Source organism: Saccharopolyspora antiqui (assembly GCF_052246905.1).
In the GTDB taxonomy this organism is placed as follows: domain Bacteria; phylum Actinomycetota; class Actinomycetes; order Mycobacteriales; family Pseudonocardiaceae; genus Saccharopolyspora.
In genome coordinates, this window is sequence record NZ_JBQQBO010000018.1 from 32289 (window position 1) to 51347 (window position 19059).

A 19059-nucleotide genomic window follows, 5' to 3' on the forward strand; every position below is an offset into this window, starting at 1 on the left:
TGCTGAACTGCCGGACCACCGGCCGACTCTAGGAGAAGAGATGATCAAGGACGACGGTGTTCGCGAATCGATACCCGAAGAGCGCAATCGGGACCGCGAATCGTTGCTCGGACGCGCAGCGCTCACATTCGGTTTCACCGCGGTGCAGGTTTGGGCCGCCAGCACCCTGCTCGATCTTGATCTTGCGGGTGCTGCCCGGTACGCGTTGGTTCTCGTGCTCGCTGCTGCGTTCATCGCCGCCCTCGATGGGTGGAGGGAAATCTGGACGCTTCGAACCGCTGTTCGCGGCTCGTCGACGGATTGTGGCGGAGATGTGGTAGCCAGCGGCGAGAAGTAGGACTGTTTCCCGTTTCCTCTTGCCGGGGACGACGGGAAACGGGGGGCGTTATCGGGGTGGGCGCTGGTTCGCGTGGTGGAGGATCAGGTCTGCTGCTTCGGCGTCGGTGATCAGGGTGGTCACGAGGCCGGAGCGCAGGACTGCGTCGATCGCTTTTGCTTTTGGTTTGGTGTAGCCGATGGCGATCACCTCCGGGACTCGGCGGAATTGGTCGTGGTGGATGGCCAGCACGTGGTGGGCGAGGCCCGTCGACAGGGCGTTGCCGTCCGCGTCGAACAGGCGGGCCGCCACCTCGGCGGTGGCGCCGCGTTGGCCGATCGACTCGCGCTCGGCTTGGCCCAGGGCGTCGTAGACCGTTGATTCGCCGGGCAGCCAGGCGCCGATGCTGACCACCGCTTTGGTCAGGTGTTGGAACTGTTCGAACGTTTCGGCGATGCCCGGTTGCTTGCGCAGGATGTCATTGGTGCGGCGGTCGGGGAGCACCAGCGGACCGTAGATCGGGTAGGCGTCGCCGCCCCCGACGGCCGCCACCCGGCCGACCGTCTCCACCGACCGGTCGCGCATGTCCATGCCCGCCTGCACACCGCACAGTTGCACGATCGGGCACTTGGGCAGCGACCGGACGGCTTCGGCCATGGCGTTGACCGAACGTGCCCAGGCCAGGCCGATCACGTCGTCAGACGTGGCGATCTCGGTCAGCAGCCCGGCCGCCAGGGCTCCGATCCGGCGGCGCAACTCGATTCGATCGGTCTTGGTCTGCGCTCGATTGAGCACCAGGACTCGGCGGAGTCCGTAAGCGGCGCGAATCTCGGCGGACAGCGGGAGATCCACCGGCACCGGCAGGTCGAACTCGATCCTGATCAGGCCGGTTTCCTGCGCTGCCGTGAGGATTCGAGCCACCTTGAACCGGCTGAGCCCGAACTCCTCCGCGATCTCCAGCTTGGCGCGGCCCTGGACGTAGAACCGATGCGCGATCGAAGCCGCCGTGACGGTGTCGGTCGGGAGCCGCCGTCCTTTGATGCTCATTTGAGCACCATAGCGTGAAATCTGGCTGAAAGGTTGACGTAACTGGCGGGTAAGCAATTCAATGCTCGGCATATCGCGGGTACCCGCGACTAGATAGCGCTCATATGAGCAGTGTGAAATGGAGTGTCATGCGCGCCGCGATCATTGATCAGCCCGGTTCGATCAGGGTGGGCGACGTGCCGGATCCGAAGCCGGGGGACCGGCAACTGGTGATCAAGGTCGGTGCGTGCGGGATCTGCGGCACGGACCTGCACATCGCCGACGGGCACTTCCCGCCGACCCCTTACCCGATCGTGCCGGGGCACGAGTTCGCCGGTGAGGTCGTCGAGATCGGGGCGGACGTGCCCGGCGGCTGGAAGATCGGCGACCGGGTCGCCGTGGACCCGTCGTTGTACTGCGGGTACTGCACGCCCTGCCGCTCCGGCCACGGCAACCTCTGCGCCAACTGGAACGCCACCGGCGACACCGTCAACGGCGCGTTCGCCGAATACGTCGCCGTGCCCGCGGCCACCTGCCACCGGATGCCCGACTCGATGACCTGGCAGCAGGGTGCGCTGGTCGAACCGGTGTCGTGCGCGGTGCACGGCGTCCGCCAGATCGGTGTTGAGGCGGGCGAGCGGTTCCTCGTGGTGGGCGCGGGCACGATGGGTCTGCTGATGCAGCAGTTGCTCCAGCGGGCTGGCGCGCGAGTCACGGTCGTCGACCGCAACGAAGCCCGGCTGGGCCGGGCCACCGACCTCGGTGCCGTCGCGGTGGGCAGCGATGTCGCCGCGCTCGACGAGCGGTTCGATGCCGCGGTCGACTGCACCGGTGCGGCGTCCGCGATCGAGGCGGCCTTCGACTCGTTGCGCCGCGGCGGCCGGTTGCTGGTGTTCGGCGTCGCCCCGGCCGAAGCGCGGGTGGCGCTGTCGCCGTTTCGCATCTACAACGACGAGATCACCATCGTTGGTTCGATGGCCGTGCTGCACAGCTTCGGTGCGGCACTCGATCTGGTGGCCGCGGGCGCGATCGACACCGCGGCTCTGCTCACCGACACGCTGCCGTTGGAGGAGTTCCCCGCAGCGCTGGAGTTGATGCGCAGCGGCAGCGGACTGAAGGTTCAGGTCCTGCCAGGAGGTGTTGATGCATAGGCGAAGCAAGCTGGCGCTGCTCGTGGTGGCCGCGCTGCTCGCGCTCACCAGCTGTGCGGGCGCGGGGTCACTGGGTTCGGGTGGGCGGACGCTGGTGATCGCAATCGTGTCGAATCCGCAGATGGAGGACGCGATCGCGCTGTCGGACGAGTTCGAGCGCGAGAACCCCGGCATCCAGCTGAAGTTCGTGCAGCTGCCGGAGAACCAGGCGCGCGCCAAGATCACCGCTTCGACCGCCACCGAAGGCGGCGAGTTCGACGTGGTGATGATCAGCAACTACGAAACCCCGCAGTGGGCGGCCAACGGCTGGTTGGAGAACCTGGAGCCCTACATCAAAGCAAGTCCGGGCTACGACCAGAACGACTTCATCCCGAGCATCCGGGACTCGCTGTCGTACCAGGGGTCGATGTACGCGGTTCCGTTCTACGGCGAATCCTCGTTCCTGACCTACCGCAAGGACCTGTTCGAGCAGGCCGGGTTGACGATGCCGGAGCATCCGACCTGGCAGCAGATCGCGGACTTCGCCGCGCGGCTGGACGACAAGGCCGCGGGCGTGTCGGGTATCTGCCTGCGCGGCAAGCCGGGCTGGGGCGAGAGCCTGGCCCCGTTCACCACGGTCGCCAACACCTTCGGCGCCCGCTGGTTCGACGAGAACTGGCACGCGCAGCTGACCTCGCCGGAATTCCGGGCCGCCGCGGAGTTCTACGTCAACCTGGTGCGCCAGCACGGTGAGGTCGGCGCCTCCAGCGCGGGCTTCTCGGAATGCGGCACGCGTTACGCGCAGGGCCAGGCGGCGATGTGGTACGACGCCACGGTCATGGCCGGGACCAACGAGGATCCGGCCAGCAGCAAGGTCGTCGGCAAGTCCGGCTACGTGGCCGCCCCGGTGGAGCGCACCGCCAACAGCGGCTGGCTCTACACCTGGTCGCTGGCCATGCCGAAGGTGGCCGAGGACAAGGACGCCGCCTGGCGTTTCATGCGCTGGATGACCGACAAGGAGTTCGTGCGCAGCGTCGGAACGACCTTCGGCTGGAACCGGGTTCCGCCGGGATGTCGCCTGTCGACCTACCAGATCCCGGAATACCAGCAGGCCGCGCAGGCCTACGCACAGCCCACATTGGACGGAATCGATCAGGCCCAGCAGCGCAACAGCATGGTGCACCCGGTGCCCTACCCGGGGATCCAGTTCGTCGGCATCCCGGAGTTCCAGGACCTCGGCACCCGGGTCAGCCAACAGTTGTCCGCGGCCATCGCCGGGCAGATCTCAGTCGATGAAGCGCTGCGGCAGTCGCAGGAATACGCCGAATCGGTCGGCGAGTCCTACCGGGAGACGAGATGACAGAGACCGCCGCCAAACCCGGCGTGATCCCGATGCGCAAACCGGTCAGCACCTGGTCCAGCACCGCTTGGTTGCGGCGGGCGCCGCTGCTGCCCGCGTTGTTGTTCACCATCCTGGTGACGCAGATCCCGTTCCTGCTGACGGTTTTCTACTCGTTCCAGTCCTGGAACCTGGTGCGACCCGGCTCCCGGCACTTCGTCGGACTGCGCAACTACCTCGACGTGTTCGCCGACAGCCAGTTCCGAGTGGCGTTGATCAACACCGTGGTGTTGACCGTGGTCTGCGTGCTGGTGGCGATGCTGCTCGGACTCGGGTTGGCAATCCTGCTGGACCGGAAGTTCCTCGGCCGCGGCGTGGTGCGCACCCTGCTGATCACGCCGTTCCTGATCCTCCCGGCAGCCGGTGCGCTGCTGTGGAAGACCACGATGTTCGACCCGACCTACGGCCTGCTGAACTTCGTCTTCGGCGGCGACACCGACTGGCTGTCGCAGTTCCCGCTGGCCTCGGTGATGGCGCAGATCATCTGGCAGTGGACGCCGTTCATGATGCTGCTCATCCTCGCCGGGCTGCAGGCCCAGTCCAAGGAAGTGCTCGAAGCGGCGGCGGTGGACGGCGCGGGCCGGTGGCGCACGTTCATCTCGATCACGCTGCCGCAGCTCAGCCGCTACCTGCAGCTGGCGATCCTGCTCGGGGCGATCTACATCGTCAACAGCTTCGACGCGATCTTCCTGATGACCCAGGGTGGTCCGGGCACCGCCAGCACCAACCTGCCCTACTACATCTACCAACGGGCCTTCGAAGGCTTCGACATCGGCCAGTCCTCGGCGATGGGCGTCATCGTCGTGATCCTGACCCTGATCGTGGCGACCTTCGCACTGCGCCTGATGTTCCGCACCTTCGGCATCAGCGGTGAGGTGAAATGAGCATGCGTACCCACAATCCCGCCGGTCGCATCGCGCTGACGGCGTTCACCTGGGTGATCGCGATCCTGTTCGTCTTCCCCCTGCTGTGGATGATCCTCACCGCGTTCAAGCAGGAGGCCGACGCCTACACCGACCCGCCGCGCCTGCTGTTCACCCCCACGCTGGACCAGTTCGCCGGAATCCTGGAACGCGGATTCCTGCCCTACCTGGGCAACTCCGCGTTCGTCACCGTGGTGTCCACATTGCTCGTTCTGCTGATGGCGGTTCCGGCGGCCTACGCGCTGTCGATCTCACCGGTGCCCGCCACCCGCGATTCGCTCGGATTCTTCTTGTCCACCAAGATGTTGCCGATCGTCGCGGCGATCATCCCGCTGTACGTGATCTCGCAGAACCTCAAGCTGCTGGACAACGTGTGGGCCTTGGTCATCCTCTACACCGCGATGAACCTGCCGCTGGCGATCTGGATGATGCGCTCGTTCTTCCTGGAAGTCCCCAAGGAGATGGTGGAGGCGGGCCGCGTCGACGGCGCGAACCTGCCGACGCTGCTGTTCCGGGTCATCCTGCCGGTGGTCGCACCGGGAATCGCCGCCACCGCGTTGATCTGCGTGATCTTCTCCTGGACGGAGTTCTTCTACGCGGTCAACCTCACGGCGGCCCAAGCGGGCACGGTGCCGGTGTTCCTGGTCGGCTTCATCACCAGCGAAGGCCTCTACTGGGCCCAACTGTCCGCAGCAGCCTTGATGGCCTCCCTACCAGTCATGATCATCGGCTGGATAGCCCAGAACCACCTCGTCCGAGGCCTGTCCATGGGCGCGGTCAAATAACCCCGAGCAACACCACCTGCTACCCCGGATCGACTGGGTCTGCTGCCCGGCATCCGGGGTAGCTCGTTGTCCGGGGTAGGCGGGGGAGTGCCCTACCTCGGGTCTGGGGGTTGGGGTTCGGTTTTCGGGGGTTTGCTCCATCGTTGGTGGCCTGGCTGGCTGTCAGGCTTTTTCGCATCGGGCCCGAAAGGGCGAATCAATCGGTGTTCGAGCACCGGCAGATGTGAAGAAGCGCCGGGTAGGACCGGCATCGGGGAGGCAACCAAATGGCGAACAACGCCGCGCAGCGCGGGAAGTCCACTCGCGTCAAGGTCACCACGGTAGGTATGGCGGGTGCGCTGGCACTCGGGCTGGTCGGTGGTATCGCGTGCAGCCAGCAGTCGCAGGCGCGCGAGGTGCAACTGGAGGCGGTCTCGACCGCCGGGGCGAACCCGTTCTCCGCTCCGGTCGGCCAGGACCGGACCGGTGTGACGCCCCCGGCGGGCAGCGCCGGTGAGTTCTCGGGCGAGACCTCCGGGCTTTTCGCCGACAACGGCGACACACCCGCCTGCGATGCGCAGAGCCTGATCTCGAACCTGCGGGCCGACGAGGCCAAGTCGCGGGCTTGGGCGGAGGTCGAGGGCGTCAAGGCCGAGGACATCCCGTCGTTCGTCGAGAGTCTGACCCCGGTGGTGCTGCGGTCGGACACCTCGGTCACCAGCCACGGCTACGACGACGGCAAGTTCGTTCCTTACCCGGCCGTGTTGCAGGCGGGCACCGCGGTGTTCATCGACGGCCACGGCCAGCCGACGGTCAAGTGCTTCAACGGCAACCCGTTGACCAAGGGCGACGCGAATCCGCAGGGCAACTACGCCGGTGCCGGGTGGACGGGCTTCCAACCGGGCTCGGTCACCGCGATCCAGCCCAGCGGCCACGTGATCAACGAGCACTCACTGGTCGATGTGGGCACCGGCGGCCCGGTCACCCGCCCAGGCGGACCCAACCCGGGCAAGAGCGATCCGTTCCTGGACGCGCTGGCCAAGGAAGCGATGGATCGGGCCGTCAAGTCCCGCCTGGACGCCGACAAGGCGCTGCGGGACGCCCAGGACGTGGCCAAGACCGCCCAGCAATCGCAGGAGGTCGCGAACAAGAAGTTGCGCGAGCGCGACGACGCGTTCGAGGTGTTCCAGAACTTCGTGAAGATCTTCGGCCCGAACGACCCGCGGACGCTGCAGGCCAAGCAGGACTTCGACACGAAGTTCAACCAGCACAAGTTCGCCCAGGCCAAGGCCGACAACGACAAGAACGTCGCGACGTTCGCGGAAGACGCCGCCAAGAAGAAGGACGCGGAGGCCAAGAGCGCGGAGCAGGAGGCCAAGAAGCGGCAGCAGGACGCCGACGACTCCCGCAACGGCAAGCCCGTCAAGAAGCCGACCGAGCCGACCACCCAATCCAAGCCGAAGCAGCTGGACAAGCAGCAGGGCGATGGCCAGAAGAGCGATGGGCAGCAGCTCGACAAGCAGCAGCTGACGGAGCAGCAGTCGGTGGATCCGGACCAGCAGTCGGTCGACTCGAACGAGCAGCCGGAGCAGGTCGACTCGGGTCAGGGCGGGGACGAGCAAGCCCCCGACCAGCCACAACCGAACAACCCGGATCAGTCCACCAACGGGAACTGACCGCAGCGAGTGAGTGGTTCGTCGGGTTTCGACCCGGCGGACCACTCACGACTGTGGTGGCCGCGAAAGTCGGGACGAAGGTCCTGGTCACGGGGTGTTCGGCTTCGGCATGCTGGCAGTGGCCGCTGAACCCCAGGGGATGTCCACAGCGGTGCTCTGCTCTCTTTCGGCTAGGAGAACGATGATGAATCAGACCTGGATCGGCGCGCCCGCATCGAGTGCCATCGAGAGGTTGGACGAGTCGACTCGGTCTTGGTTGCAACCCGCCCCGGCCGCGCAGCAGGTCCCGGCGCCGCGCAGGTCAGGTGATGCGGACGGGCGCGCTCGGCTCGTGATCAACCGGGGCCCGGACTCGGGTACCGGGTTCGCGATCAGCACCCCGCGCACCACGATCGGCCGGGGCCGCGAATGCGACATCGTCGTGGACGACATCACCGTCTCGCGGGAGCACGCCGAGCTGCGCCGCCGGGAGGGCCAGTACGTCCTGGTGGACGGGGGCTCGCTCAACGGCACCTACGTCAACCGGCTGCCGGTGGAAGCCGCCGAGCTGGCCGACGGCGACGAGATCTGGGTGGGCAAGGCCCGCTTCACCTTCCGCGCCGACGCGTGAGGGCCCGCCTATGAAGTCGTTCTGCTTGGCGGTGCGAGTTGCTCGGGTGGGCCGAGCAGCTGGCGCCGCCGCAGAACGGAAGTCAGCCGCTGGCCCAAGATCCACCGTCCGGTAAGCGGCCTGGCCCTGATGTCCCAGCGCCGTAATCAACTCGTAGCGACCGCGTACCAACCTTAGCCTGGACGTGTGAATCGCTTGCACGACGGTGTGATCAGGGTGTTCCTGGTGGACGACCACGAGGTGGTGCGGGTCGGCCTGGCCGACCTGCTCGACGCGGAGCACGACCTCGAAGTGATCGGGCAGGCCTGCACGGTGCGTGAGGCGCTGGCCCGCGTTCCCGCCCTGCGCCCGGACGTGGCGGTGCTGGACGTGCGGCTGCCGGACGGCAACGGCATCGAGCTGTGCCGGGAGCTGCGGTCCAGCGTGCCGGGACTGAACTGCCTGATGCTGACCTCGTTCCCGGATGAGCAGGCCACGCTGGATGCGATGCTGGCCGGGGCCGCGGGCTACGTGATCAAGAACATCAAGGGCATGGCGCTCGCGGAGGCGGTGCGCACGGTCGGATCCGGCAAGTCGTTGCTGGGTGAGCAGGCGACCGCGGCGCTGGTGGAGAAGTTGCGCGCCAAGCTGGACACCTCGGCGACGCTGCCCGACCTGACCAACCAGGAGCGCGTCCTGCTGGAGCTCATCCGCCAGGGCATGACCAACCGGCAGATCGCCGACCAGATGCACCTGGCGGAGAAGACGGTCAAGAACTACGTCTCCCGCCTGCTGTCCAAGCTCGGGCTGCAGCGCCGAACCCAGGCCGCGGTGCTGGCCACCCGGCTGCACCACCGCCCGAGCTCGACGTAGCCGGTGCGCGGGTCGACTCGGGTGGCTGGAGTGGCTGCCGTCGACTAGCCCCGGTGGGTGTGCGCCGGTTCGCCCTCGACAACTTCCTCCAGGGGCCGTCGCGGAGTCGTCGGCACCGGCGACCCGTAGCCGATGCGCAGCACGGCTTGCGGCCACAGCCCGCCGCCGATGAGGGCGCGCAGTTCTTTGCGCGCGGCGGGGACCTCGATCGCCTGGGAGAGGAACGACGCCGACAGCCCGGCCGTGGTGGCGGTCAGCAGCACGCGTTGCATCGCCATCCCGGCGTGCAGCTGCGCCGACAGCGAGTCCTGGAAGGAGCCGAGGACGCAGATCAGCGGCTCGGGCTCGAAGTCCTTGCCGGATACCCGGGCTTTCGCGCTGCCGCCGCCGAAGTTCCTCAGCACCCACTCGTCCTGCGGCTCCCGAGCGGGGCCGCAGCTGCGCGCGGGCACGCCGTCGCGGGCGTCGAGGTCGCGGCCGGTCCAATACCGCCACTCGGCCGCGAACGCCGGATCGGCGAACTGCACCTGGTGCGCTCGTTCGAGCAGGGATCGCAGCTTGGCCAGCTGCGGTTGCTCGGGGATCGCCAGCCAGGCCCGTTCGGCTTCCGCTGCCTGCCGCAGCTGGTTGCGCACCGGCAGCGGGACCGGTGTCGGCTGGAACGGTCGGCGGTTGGTGCGGCGCTGGTGGATCGCCCCCGCGAGCCCGACGCAGGTCGGTGTGGCCGGGCGCCGTCCGGCGGGGCGGACGACCGCGAGCAGGTCCGGCTGGCTGCGCCCCGGTGGCATGCGCACGTCTGCCTGCACCCCGGCCATCTGGATCGCCAGCCGCAGGTTCAGCAGGGCCGCTCCGCAGGCGAGCAGGAGTTCCCGGTCGTCCGGATCGGCCACCGGGACCGCACGGGACCGATCCGCGTGCAGCTCGATGGCATCCGGGGTGCAGCGGAACCGCCAGGGCTGGCTGTTGTGCAGCGAAGGCGCGGCCGTGGCCGCCAGCAGCACTTCGCGAACCCGCTCGGCGGCCAGGCTCCCGACCGCCCTGATGGGAGTGTTCATCGGTTCCCCTCCGGCGTCGCGCGCGGTCGGTTGCGCTGCTTCGATCGCGGATGCCCGATCGGCGCGCGGCATCGGCTGTCCTCGCGAGTTGAACGGCGGTGGCGCGCATCACGCGGGATCCGCTGCTCGCCGTCAGCGTGCCCGGAGCCAGGGCGAAGCGGCCAGAGCCGATCGTCACCAGTCGGGCGGTGCGCCCGGCCCGGGCTCGGGCCCCGGTGCGAACCCGCGTGCCGTGTCACAGTAGAGCCGTGAGCAGGGCAGACCCATCTGGCTCCGGCGAGCCGCGTGAGGGAGCGACCTCGTCGGTGGCGGAGTTGTCCCGGATGCGGCTGAAGGAACTGCTGGCCGAGGTTCAAGTGCGCGTCGGGGAGATCATCGGACTGCGCGATCGGATCGACGGTCTGCTGGAGGCTGTGCTCGCGATCTCCTCGGAGCTCGAACTGGACGCGGCACTGCGGCGCATCGTGCACACCGCCATCGATCTCGTCGACGCGCGCTACGGCGCCATCGGGGTGCTGGGTGCGGACGGCTCGCTCACCCAGTTCGTGTTCGAAGGCATCGACGACGAGACGCGGGAACGCATCGGGCGGCTGCCCACCGGGCACGGTGTGCTCGGGGTGGTCATCGAGGCGGACAAGCCGCTGCGCCTGGACGACATCGCCGACCATCCGTCTTCGGTGGGGTTCCCACCGCACCATCCGCCGATGCGCAGCTTCCTCGGCGTGCCGATCCGGGCCAGGCAGGAGACGTTCGGGCGGCTGTACCTGGCGGAGAAGCGCGGTGGCGGGGAGTTCACCGAAGACGATGAGGTCGTCCTGCAAGCGTTGGCGGGTGCCGCGGGCATTTCGGTGGACAACGCCCGCCTGTTCGAGGAGGTGCGCCGCCGGGAGCGCTGGCTGGACGCCACCAGCGAGATCACCGCTGAACTGCTGGCGGGCACCGATTCCATCGATGCGCTGCAGGTGATCGCCGAGCGCGCCACCGAACTCACCGCCGCCGACTACGCCCTGATCGCGGTGCCGGTCGGCGACGAGCCGAGCGACGTCAGCGAGCTCGTCATCACGGTGTCCGCCGGGGCGGACGTCGACGACCTGGTCAGCCGGACGATCCCGGTTGAGGGCTCCACGGCTGGGCAGGTGTTCCGGGAACGCGTCCCCCGCAACGTCGTGAAGCTGGCCTTCGACGTCACCGAAGGGATCGATGTGGCGTTCGGGCCCGCACTCGCGGTGCCGATGCGGGCCAACGAGACGATTTCCGGGGTGGTGCTGGCGGTTCGGGCGGTCGGTTCCGCCGAATTCGACGACAACGAGCTCCAGGTGGTGTCCTCGTTCGCCGACCAGGCGGCGCTGGCGTTGCAGCGGGCCGAAGCGCAGGCCGCCCGCCGCGAACTCGACGTGCTGGCCGACCGCGACCGGATCGCCCGAGACCTGCACGACCACGTCATCCAGCGGTTGTTCGCGATCGGCATGGCCATGCAGGGCACCCAGCGCCGGGAGAAGTCCAACGCGCTGGCCGATCGGCTGACCGAGCACATCGACCAGCTGCACGAGGTGATCCAGGACCTCCGGGCCAGCATCTTCGACCTGCAGGCCACCTCCGAGAACGCGGTCCGGTTCCGGGCGCGGGTGCAGCGCGTCATCACAGATCTGGTGGGGGACAACCCGATCCGGATCACCGTGCGGATGGCCGGTCCGCTCGACGTGCTGGTGCCGAAGCTGGCCGAGCACGCCGAGGCGGTGGTCCTGGAGGCGGTGAGCAACACCGTCCGGCACGCGCAGGCGTCCGAGCTGTCCGTCACGATCTCGTTGGACGGGAACCTGACGATCGATGTGACGGACAACGGCGTCGGCATCCCGGACGCGGTCGCGCACAGCGGCCTGCGCAACCTCGCCGAACGCGCCGCGCAGGTCGGTGGACGGTGCACTGTGGAGCGGTTGCCAACGGGCGGGACCAGGTTGCTCTGGACCGCGCCGGTGAGTTGAGCGCCCGCATCTTGGCAGTGGAGGGCGATAATCGCCCGCGGCACCGCGAGTCAGGGGCAGGTTTGGGTGATGCGCCACAACCGGCGAGGTAGCTCGCCTTCTTCGAAAGGGTGGATCTCGTCGAGGTGCCAACCGGTGGCGAGCCGGTCGACGAGGGCTCGGTTGAAGAAGTGCACCGCGAAGCCGCCGTGCTCGTAGATGTCGTCGCCGTGGGCGATGCCCGCTCCGAAGTGGGCATCGCCGGTGTGCCGGACGGTGTAGACGAAACTGCCGCCCGGCCGCAGAACTCGCTCGATCTCCGCGACGAGCGCGTGAATGTCGCTTGTGGACAGTGACATGCACAGCAGCATGTGCGCGAAAACCCCGGAAACGCTCCCGTCGGCTAGTGGAAGCGGAGCGCGCACGTCGTGCACGGTGGTCGTGATCCGGTCGGCGAGGCCGTCGTGTTCGGCGGCGCGGGCCAGTTGCGCCAGACCGTTGGGGCTGAAGTCGATGGCGTGCACCGAGAAACCGCTGCGGGCGAAGTGCAGGGCGTCGCGCCCGTGCCCGGCACCGAGGTCCAGCACGGCGCGGACACCTCGGGCGCGGAAGAGTTCGGCGGCGTAGCGGGCGGGTTCCGACGGCAGCTCGCCGTACATGTGCGGATGACGCTGGTAGACCGACTGCCAGTGTGCCTGTTGGGCATCGTCGACCATCACCGAACCAGTTTAGAGAGTGTGCGGGTTGGTTTGCGTGGCGGTGCGGGTGGCGGACCTGGCGATTTCGCGCGAAATCGCCACCCGCCCCGCATGGGAGACGGCGATTTCGCGCGAAATCGCCCACCTCACCCGAGGTGGACGGCCCGACACAGCCGCACGAAGTGCCATGTCGAGATTCAATGGCATCAACCTGAGCCTTGATGGCTTGATTTGGCATCATGATGATGCCAAGATGGCGTCATCGATCTCGCGTTGTGGGTTGACCGGCCGGACGCGGCGCACGCCGAACGATCGGGGTCGAAGCATCGGCAACGACGAAAGGAGGGGGCATGGCGGAACAAGCGGCGATCGCGGTCAGCGGACTGCGCAAATCGTTCGGCGACAAGGTCGTGCTCGACGGCATCGACCTGAACATCCCGCGAGGCACGATCTTCTCGCTGCTCGGCCCGAATGGCGCGGGAAAGACCACCACGGTCCAGATCCTGTCCACGCTCATCACCGCCGACGGCGGCAACGCGCGGGTCGCTGGCCACGACCTGTCCCACGATCCCGACTCGGTGCGCGCCGCGATCGGCGTCACCGGCCAGTTCTCGGCGGTGGACAACCTGCTCACCGGCGAGGAGAACCTGATCCTGATGGCGGACCTGCACCACCTGAGCCGTCCAGAAGGTCGGCGGCGCGCGGCCGAACTGCTGGACCGATTCGATCTGGTCGAGGCAGGCCGGAAGCAGGCCGCCACCTACTCCGGGGGCATGCGGCGTCGGCTCGACCTCGCGATGACCCTGGTCGGCGACCCGCGCCTCATCTTCCTCGACGAACCGACCACCGGCCTCGACCCGCGCAGCCGCCGCACCACGTGGGAGATCATCCGCGACCTGGTGGCCGACGGGGTCACGATCTTCCTGACCACGCAGTACCTGGAGGAGGCGGACCAGCTCGCCGACCGGATCGCGGTCCTCGATCACGGGCGGCTGGTCGCCGAGGGCACCGCCGACGAACTCAAGCGCCGCATCCCGGGCGGGCACATCCGCCTGCGGTTCGCCGATGTCGGCGGGCTCGATGCGGCAGCTCGGAGCTTCGCCGGGACGTCACGCGACGACGAAGCGCTCACCCTGCAAATCCCCAGCGAAGGCAGCATCCGCGCGCTGCGGGGCGTGCTGGACCGGCTGGACGCCGAGTCGCTCGACGTCGCCGAGTTGACCGTGCACACGCCCGATCTCGACGACGTGTTCCTGGCCCTCACCGGCCGTCCCGACCAAGCGGCGGAGGCACTGCGATGACCACCTTTTCCCATGCCGCCAGCGATTCCGCGACCATGCTGCGGCGCAACCTGCTGCACGCGCTGCGCTACCCCGGCATGTCGCTTTCGGTGATCGGGATGCCGATCGTCATGCTGCTGCTGTTCGTCTACATCTTCGGCGGGGTGCTGGGCGCCGGTCTTGGCGGCGCGGCCAGCGGCAGCGCCGACTACCTCGACTACGTCGCCCCCGGGATCATCATGATGGCCGCGACGTCCGGGTCCATGTCGGCGGCGGTGTCGGTTTGCGTGGACATGACCGAGGGCATCATCAACCGGTTCCGCACCATGGCGATCTCCCGGTCCTCGGTGCTGGCCGGACACGTGGTCGGCAGCGTGATCCAGACGATGCTCAGCGTCGGGTTGGTCATCGCCGTCGCGCTGCTCATGGGGTTCCGGCCCACCGCCGGTCCGGGCGAGTGGATCGCGGCGGTGGTGGTGTTGACGCTGGTGGCCATCGCGCTCACCTGGATGTCGGTCGCCGTCGGCCTGGTGGCCAAGAGCGCCGAGACCGCGAGCAACATCGGCCTGCCACTGCAGTTCCTGCCGTTCCTCGGCAGCGCGTTCGTGCCCACCGACTCGATGCCCGCCGGGGTGCGCTGGTTCGCCGAGAACCAGCCCTTCACGCCCATCATCGAAACGGTCCGCGGACTGCTGATGGGCACCCCGATCGGCGCAGACGCGGTGCTCGCCATCGGCTGGTGCGTGGCCATCGCGCTGGTCGGCTACCTGTGGGCGCGCGCCGCTTTCAACCGAGCCGCCGCGCGGTAGCCAGAACCTCGCGCCGGGCCCGAATCTCGGGTCCGGCGCTTCAGTCCGACTTCACGCCGACTTCAGTCCGCGAACCTCGGCGACGAGTTCGAGCGACCGCAGCCAGGCGGCGCGATCCGTGGCCGCGGACACCACGATCAGTTCGTCGGCCTGGGCTTGCTTGGCGAAGCGGTCCAGGTAGTCGTCCACCTCGGCCGGGGTGCCGACAGCGGTGTACCTGGTCATCTGCAGCACCTGGCGGCCAGCGGGGGAGTCCAGGATCGCGTCCGTTTCCTCCGGCGTGAACTCCCTGCCCTGGCTCAACATCCGAGTCACGCGGTAGCGCTTCGCGGCCTCGAACTGTTCCTCGGCGTATTCGGTGGTGTCGGCCGCGATCACGTTGACACCGGCGATCACGTACGGCTCGGCGAGCTGCTCGGACGGCTGGAACTCACGCCGGTACAGCGCGACGGCCGCTTCCAGCGCATCCGGCGAGAAGTGCGAGGCGAAGGCGTACGGCAGGCCGAGCACCGCGGCGAGCTTGGCGCCGAACATCGACGAACCGAGGATGTACAGCGGCACGTTGGTGCCGTTGCCCGGCGTCGCGTTGACCCCGGGGATCCGGGACTCGCCGGAGAGGTAGCCCTGCAGTTCCAGCACGTCCTGCGGGAAGGCCTCGGCGGATGACGGATCGCGGCGCAGCGCCCGCATGGTCTGCTGGTCGCTGCCCGGCGCCCGCCCCAAACCGAGGTCGATCCGTCCCGGGTGCAGCGTTTCGAGGGTGCCGAACTGCTCGGCGATGGTCAGCGGCGCGTGGTTGGGCAGCATCACACCGCCGGCGCCGAGCCGGATGCTCCGGGTGTGCGCGGCCACGTGTCCGATCAGCACGCTGGTGGCCGACGAGGCGATCGTCGGCATGTTGTGGTGCTCGGCGTACCAGATCCGCCGGTAACCCCACTCCTCGGCGCGCTGTGCCAGCTGGACGCTCGCCGCGAAGCTGTCACCTGCTGTCTCTCCCGAGCTGATGTGGGCCAGATCGAGAATGGAGAGAGCAACAGCCACGGCAGCATCAGCCTTTCAATCGCACGCGAACGCATACGAGGCAGTCGCCCCGCGCTAGTTGCAACGGAGCAACCACCTCGGATATTTCCGCGAGTGTGCTCGGCTGTCAGTGGCCAGGATTACCCCCCACGCGTCCGCGCCGCTGGACGGCGGGTCTGCGTGGGCCTCGCAGACCCGCCGCTCGCGTCAGGGTGGATCACCAGACGTTGCCGCCACCGTTGCCGCCGATGCCGCCGCCGCCGTAGCCGTTGCCGCCGATGCCGTTGCCGCCGAAGCCGCCGTGACCGCCGGGGGCACGTGAGCCGCCGTCGCCGCCGTCGCCGCCGTCACCGCCACCGGTGCCGCCACCGGTGCCGCCGCCGTCGCCGCCGTCACCGCCATTGATTTCGAAGTCGCCCAAGAAGCCCTCGGCCAGCGGCCAGGTCGTCATAACAGTGCGCGCGGGCAGGAACTCCACGCACTGGTCATCTAGCTCCGTGGAGCTCAACGGCTTAGTCGAATCGAACACTTGGTCCTCCCTTGCCTATCGGGCTCGGAACCGACGCGGAGATCGATGCCTAAGCAAGGTCATAAACGCCCCCAGATCCCCATTCCAACGCCCCAGTTCGTTGGCATCAGCACGCAGCGTAGGTCTACCCAGATTACGGCGCAGCATGAAAATGTCCGAGATGGGACGTGCCATCATGAACGACTAACGCGAAACCCGCAGCTCAGCATCGATTTCGCCGGATGTTTCCGAGGCCTTGCGGATACGTCGCGGAAGTAATCAATCATGCGCTGAAGTCACGGATGGCAATCAAGTGGTGCTGGTAGACGCAGCGTGCCGACACCGGGCCGACCTCGAACCGGTGTTTGCGGCAGCCAGGCCCGCGTCTTTTTCCGATCCTATCGACCGCACTGCGCAGCGGCTGTCGTTCAGCGCATTCCTGGTTAACGCGGGTAACCTGCCGAACATTTCTTCAACAACCGCGCTGATCCGTTTCCGCTCATTTCCGAATTTGAACCAATTCGCGGCCAGTGCTGCCGGTCCCGACTCGCGAAGCGAATCGATGGCGGAGATCGCGCACGGACCGAGGAAGCGCACGGCGGCTTGGGCCGACAGCACGCCCGGCGATGCGGAGCACGACACAAGCCGCTCAATACCAAGTTTCCTGGTTCTTCTGGCCTAAGATCATCGGCTGTTCAGCCCAGTTCAATAACTCTTGGTAAGGGGTTATCTCGATGAGTCATCGTCCTCGCCGGGTCGTTCCATCCGAGGTGTTGGGCACGGCCGTCGCCTCGCGGGCCGTCTCCGGCGGCGGTCAGGTCCAGGGCGCCGGTCGCCATCGCTGGTGGCCGCTGTCCAGCGTCGGCATGCTCGCCGTCACCTTCAGCTTCGCCTCGGTCCCGGCCGCCGAGGCCGCCCCGAACACCTGCACGCGCACCGACAACGGCTCCGGGGAGAACATCGTCTGCAGTCGAGGCGTCCCCGCCGGACAAACGCTCAACGGCACCGACGGGAACGACCGGATCGTCCTGGGCGGTGCCATGGCGGGCACCGTCAACTCCGGCGCGGGGGACGACACGATCATCGTCACCGGCCGAAGTGGCGGCGATGGCGGTAATGGCGGCAACGGCAGCCTCGACGGCTGGAGCGGCAAGAACGGCGATGGGACCGCCAGCGGTCGCGCCACTGCGCGGGCGGGCGGCAGCGCCGGTACCGGTGGGCACGGCGGCAACGGCGCCGCCGGGGTGGCGAGCACCGGCAGCATCGACACCGGCGCCGGGGACGACACGATCACCGTTACCGGTGGCCAGGGCGGCAACGGCGGCAGGGGTGGCGACGCCGGTCCGGGCAGTGCCGATCCGGCGGACGCCCGGGGCGGGGACGGCGGTAACGCGGGCAATGGCGGCGCCGCCAACCTCGGCCGGATCTCCGCTGGTGAAGGCAACAACAAGATCACCGTCACCGGCGGCGACAACGGCGCGGCCGGGACCGGCGGCCGCGGCGCCGACGGCGGGACGAACAACCGCAGCGGCGATGGGGGCACCGGCGGCAACGGCGGTGGGGGCAGCCTGTACGCCAACGGCCGCGGCGGTGCTGGCAACGGCGAGGGCGCGACCATCGTCACCACCGGCCACGACATGATCACCGTGCAGGGCGGCCAGGGCGGCCTCGGTGGCGACGGCGGCGCTGGTGGCGGCAACAGCACCATGACCGTCAACGACGGCGGTCGCGAGAACGAGGGCAATGGCGGCACCGGCGGTACCGGTGGCGATGGCGGGTTCGCCAACGTCGGCGACATCATCACCATGAGCGGCGCCACGGCCACAGTGGACACTTTCAACGGTGTCGGCGGTGATGGCGGCGACGGTGGCGATGGCGGCGACGGAGCCACCCGGGGCCCAGTCGGTCACCAGGGACTCAACGCGACCGCGGACAAGGGCGGCTTTGGCGGTGCCGGTGGCGCTGGCGGACACATCATCGCCGCGGGCGCCGAGGCCACCCGGCGCGATTACTGACGAGACTGGACGGACCACCGCCCGAGGACCCGCGCCAGCAGGTCCCCACCAGTGAGTTCTCGGGTGGCGGCAACCAGCACGGAGCATCGGTATTGCGCCTTTTCTCGGGCTGATGGATGCCCGGAAACCGGGCATTACCAGCATTCCGCCGAACCGCTCGGGTCGCGTGTTTCCGCCCCGTCCAATTCAATACGTCAAGGTACACAGTGGACGTTGCGTCAGCAATGACTGTCGGAGCGCAACGCCACACCCCAATGCCATGCGTCGAAATTCCGCACAAACGGCGGAATGCGGAGCACCCATGGGTGATTCGAGGTGCGGCAAGTTCCTCGTGCTCCTATCTTCTGCCCCGAGCACCAGGAAAGCGCCGCTGGAGCGCGAACCAGGGTGGCGGCGTTGTTCCGGTTCTTCCCCGGTGAATTCGGTTCAATTTGCTAAGGAGCAGCAGATGCCAGAAACCTCTCGGTCGCTGAGCGTTGCCGAGTTGGCGGATCAGCGCGTGGAGTTCTTGCCACCGCGCACGGTGATGTCGACGATGTGGCTTCCCTGGAACGGCGACGACGTGGTCGTGCTCGACGACGACGTGCACTGGCACGACCACCCGGTCGATGCTGGCGACGATGACGTGACGACCACCGGCGATGTCACCGGCGGCAGCGGCGGCACTGGCGGCGGCAACGGCGGCGGCCAGGGTGGCGGCAACGGCGGTGATGGCGGCGACGGTGGCGATGGCGGCGACGGTGGCGATGGTGGCCGCGGCGGCGACGGCATCGGCGGGAACGGCATCGGCGGTTCCGGTATCGGTGGCGATGGCGGCGGAACCGTCCACTGATCTCTTGCGGTCCGGCGTTCACGGCGGGTCGGTGGCATGGTGCTGACCCACAACCACCGATGAATGCTCAGGGGACCTGTCGTCGGATTCGTTCGGCGTCGGTGCGCGTAGCGCAACCTCGGACGGCGCCAGCCGCGCGAGCGGACTGAGCGGCTTCGAAGGCAGGGCTCGGGAAGTGCACTTCC

The 19059-nt window shown here is 68.1% G+C and carries 19 protein-coding genes; 14 read left to right on the forward strand and 5 right to left on the reverse strand.

Annotation, left to right across the window (positions count from 1 at the left end; all coding sequences use genetic code 11):
• Nucleotides 1-40: 40 nt before the first annotated feature.
• A complete protein-coding gene (locus ACTWQN_RS25690; protein WP_443206130.1) occupies nucleotides 41-337 on the forward strand; it encodes a hypothetical protein in 297 nt (98 codons plus the stop codon).
• Nucleotides 338-385: 48 nt separating this feature from the next.
• Here the strand turns inward: ACTWQN_RS25690 and ACTWQN_RS25695 are convergent, their stop codons facing one another.
• Complete coding sequence (locus ACTWQN_RS25695) at nucleotides 386-1363, reverse strand: sugar-binding transcriptional regulator (RefSeq protein WP_443206131.1); 978 nt, start codon at nucleotides 1361-1363, stop codon at nucleotides 386-388.
• A 128-nt stretch (nucleotides 1364-1491) separates the two neighbouring features.
• Here ACTWQN_RS25695 and ACTWQN_RS25700 point away from each other — a divergent pair, with 128 nt between their 5' ends.
• From ACTWQN_RS25700 to ACTWQN_RS25730, 7 genes are all read left to right on the forward strand, one after another.
• Entirely contained in the window at nucleotides 1492-2493 is a 1002-nt protein-coding gene (locus ACTWQN_RS25700; protein WP_443206132.1) for a zinc-dependent alcohol dehydrogenase family protein, read from the forward strand.
• Complete coding sequence (locus tag ACTWQN_RS25705) at nucleotides 2486-3832, forward strand: ABC transporter substrate-binding protein (RefSeq protein ID WP_443206133.1); 1347 nt, start codon at nucleotides 2486-2488, stop codon at nucleotides 3830-3832. The genes ACTWQN_RS25700 and ACTWQN_RS25705 overlap by 8 nt, the downstream gene beginning before the upstream one ends.
• Nucleotides 3833-3864: 32 nt before the next feature.
• Complete coding sequence (locus tag ACTWQN_RS25710; protein ID WP_443206229.1) at nucleotides 3865-4755, forward strand: carbohydrate ABC transporter permease; 891 nt, start codon at nucleotides 3865-3867, stop codon at nucleotides 4753-4755.
• A 2-nt stretch (nucleotides 4756-4757) separates the two neighbouring features.
• On the forward strand, nucleotides 4758-5579 hold the full coding sequence (locus ACTWQN_RS25715) for a carbohydrate ABC transporter permease (protein ID WP_443206134.1): 822 nt from the start codon (nucleotides 4758-4760) through the stop codon (nucleotides 5577-5579).
• Nucleotides 5580-5845: 266 nt separating this feature from the next.
• Entirely contained in the window at nucleotides 5846-7234 is a 1389-nt protein-coding gene (locus tag ACTWQN_RS25720; RefSeq protein ID WP_443206135.1) for a DUF6777 domain-containing protein, read from the forward strand.
• Nucleotides 7235-7415: 181 nt separating this feature from the next.
• Nucleotides 7416-7844: an FHA domain-containing protein gene (locus tag ACTWQN_RS25725; RefSeq protein WP_443206136.1), complete on the forward strand. Its 429-nt coding sequence runs from the start codon at nucleotides 7416-7418 to the stop codon at nucleotides 7842-7844.
• A gap of 207 nt (nucleotides 7845-8051) precedes the next feature.
• A complete protein-coding gene (locus ACTWQN_RS25730; protein ID WP_443206230.1) occupies nucleotides 8052-8696 on the forward strand; it encodes a response regulator transcription factor in 645 nt (214 codons plus the stop codon).
• A 44-nt stretch (nucleotides 8697-8740) separates the two neighbouring features.
• On the opposite strand, the gene ACTWQN_RS25735 is transcribed toward ACTWQN_RS25730, so the two are convergent.
• On the reverse strand, nucleotides 8741-9751 hold the full coding sequence (locus ACTWQN_RS25735) for an Acg family FMN-binding oxidoreductase (protein ID WP_443206137.1): 1011 nt from the start codon (nucleotides 9749-9751) through the stop codon (nucleotides 8741-8743).
• A 323-nt stretch (nucleotides 9752-10074) separates the two neighbouring features.
• Here ACTWQN_RS25735 and ACTWQN_RS25740 point away from each other — a divergent pair, with 323 nt between their 5' ends.
• Entirely contained in the window at nucleotides 10075-11733 is a 1659-nt protein-coding gene (locus tag ACTWQN_RS25740) for a sensor histidine kinase (RefSeq protein WP_443206231.1), read from the forward strand.
• A 50-nt stretch (nucleotides 11734-11783) separates the two neighbouring features.
• Here ACTWQN_RS25740 and ACTWQN_RS25745 read toward each other — a convergent pair whose 3' ends face one another.
• Nucleotides 11784-12428, reverse strand: a complete 645-nt coding sequence (locus ACTWQN_RS25745) for a class I SAM-dependent methyltransferase (RefSeq protein ID WP_443206232.1) — start codon at nucleotides 12426-12428, stop codon at nucleotides 11784-11786.
• Nucleotides 12429-12760: 332 nt separating this feature from the next.
• Here ACTWQN_RS25745 and ACTWQN_RS25750 point away from each other — a divergent pair, with 332 nt between their 5' ends.
• Together ACTWQN_RS25750 and ACTWQN_RS25755 are read left to right on the forward strand one after the other, a co-directional pair.
• A complete protein-coding gene (locus tag ACTWQN_RS25750) occupies nucleotides 12761-13711 on the forward strand; it encodes an ATP-binding cassette domain-containing protein (protein ID WP_443206138.1) in 951 nt (316 codons plus the stop codon).
• Entirely contained in the window at nucleotides 13708-14499 is a 792-nt protein-coding gene (locus ACTWQN_RS25755) for an ABC transporter permease (protein ID WP_443206139.1), read from the forward strand. Before ACTWQN_RS25750 ends, ACTWQN_RS25755 begins: the two co-directional genes overlap by 4 nt.
• A 51-nt stretch (nucleotides 14500-14550) precedes the next feature.
• Here ACTWQN_RS25755 and ACTWQN_RS25760 read toward each other — a convergent pair whose 3' ends face one another.
• Both ACTWQN_RS25760 and ACTWQN_RS25765 read right to left on the reverse strand, forming a co-directional pair.
• Nucleotides 14551-15540: an LLM class flavin-dependent oxidoreductase gene (locus ACTWQN_RS25760; RefSeq protein ID WP_443206140.1), complete on the reverse strand. Its 990-nt coding sequence runs from the start codon at nucleotides 15538-15540 to the stop codon at nucleotides 14551-14553.
• Between the two features lie 196 nt (nucleotides 15541-15736).
• Entirely contained in the window at nucleotides 15737-16048 is a 312-nt protein-coding gene (locus tag ACTWQN_RS25765; protein ID WP_443206141.1) for a hypothetical protein, read from the reverse strand.
• A 292-nt stretch (nucleotides 16049-16340) separates the two neighbouring features.
• Here ACTWQN_RS25765 and ACTWQN_RS25770 point away from each other — a divergent pair, with 292 nt between their 5' ends.
• From ACTWQN_RS25770 to ACTWQN_RS25780, 3 genes are all read left to right on the forward strand, one after another.
• Entirely contained in the window at nucleotides 16341-16709 is a 369-nt protein-coding gene (locus ACTWQN_RS25770; protein WP_443206142.1) for a hypothetical protein, read from the forward strand.
• A gap of 52 nt (nucleotides 16710-16761) precedes the next feature.
• Nucleotides 16762-18042, forward strand: coding sequence for a hypothetical protein (locus ACTWQN_RS25775; RefSeq protein ID WP_443206143.1), 1281 nt, complete (start codon nucleotides 16762-16764; stop codon nucleotides 18040-18042).
• 448 nt (nucleotides 18043-18490) lie between these two features.
• Complete coding sequence (locus ACTWQN_RS25780) at nucleotides 18491-18874, forward strand: hypothetical protein (protein WP_443206144.1); 384 nt, start codon at nucleotides 18491-18493, stop codon at nucleotides 18872-18874.
• The last annotated feature ends 185 nt before the right edge of the window (nucleotides 18875-19059 follow it).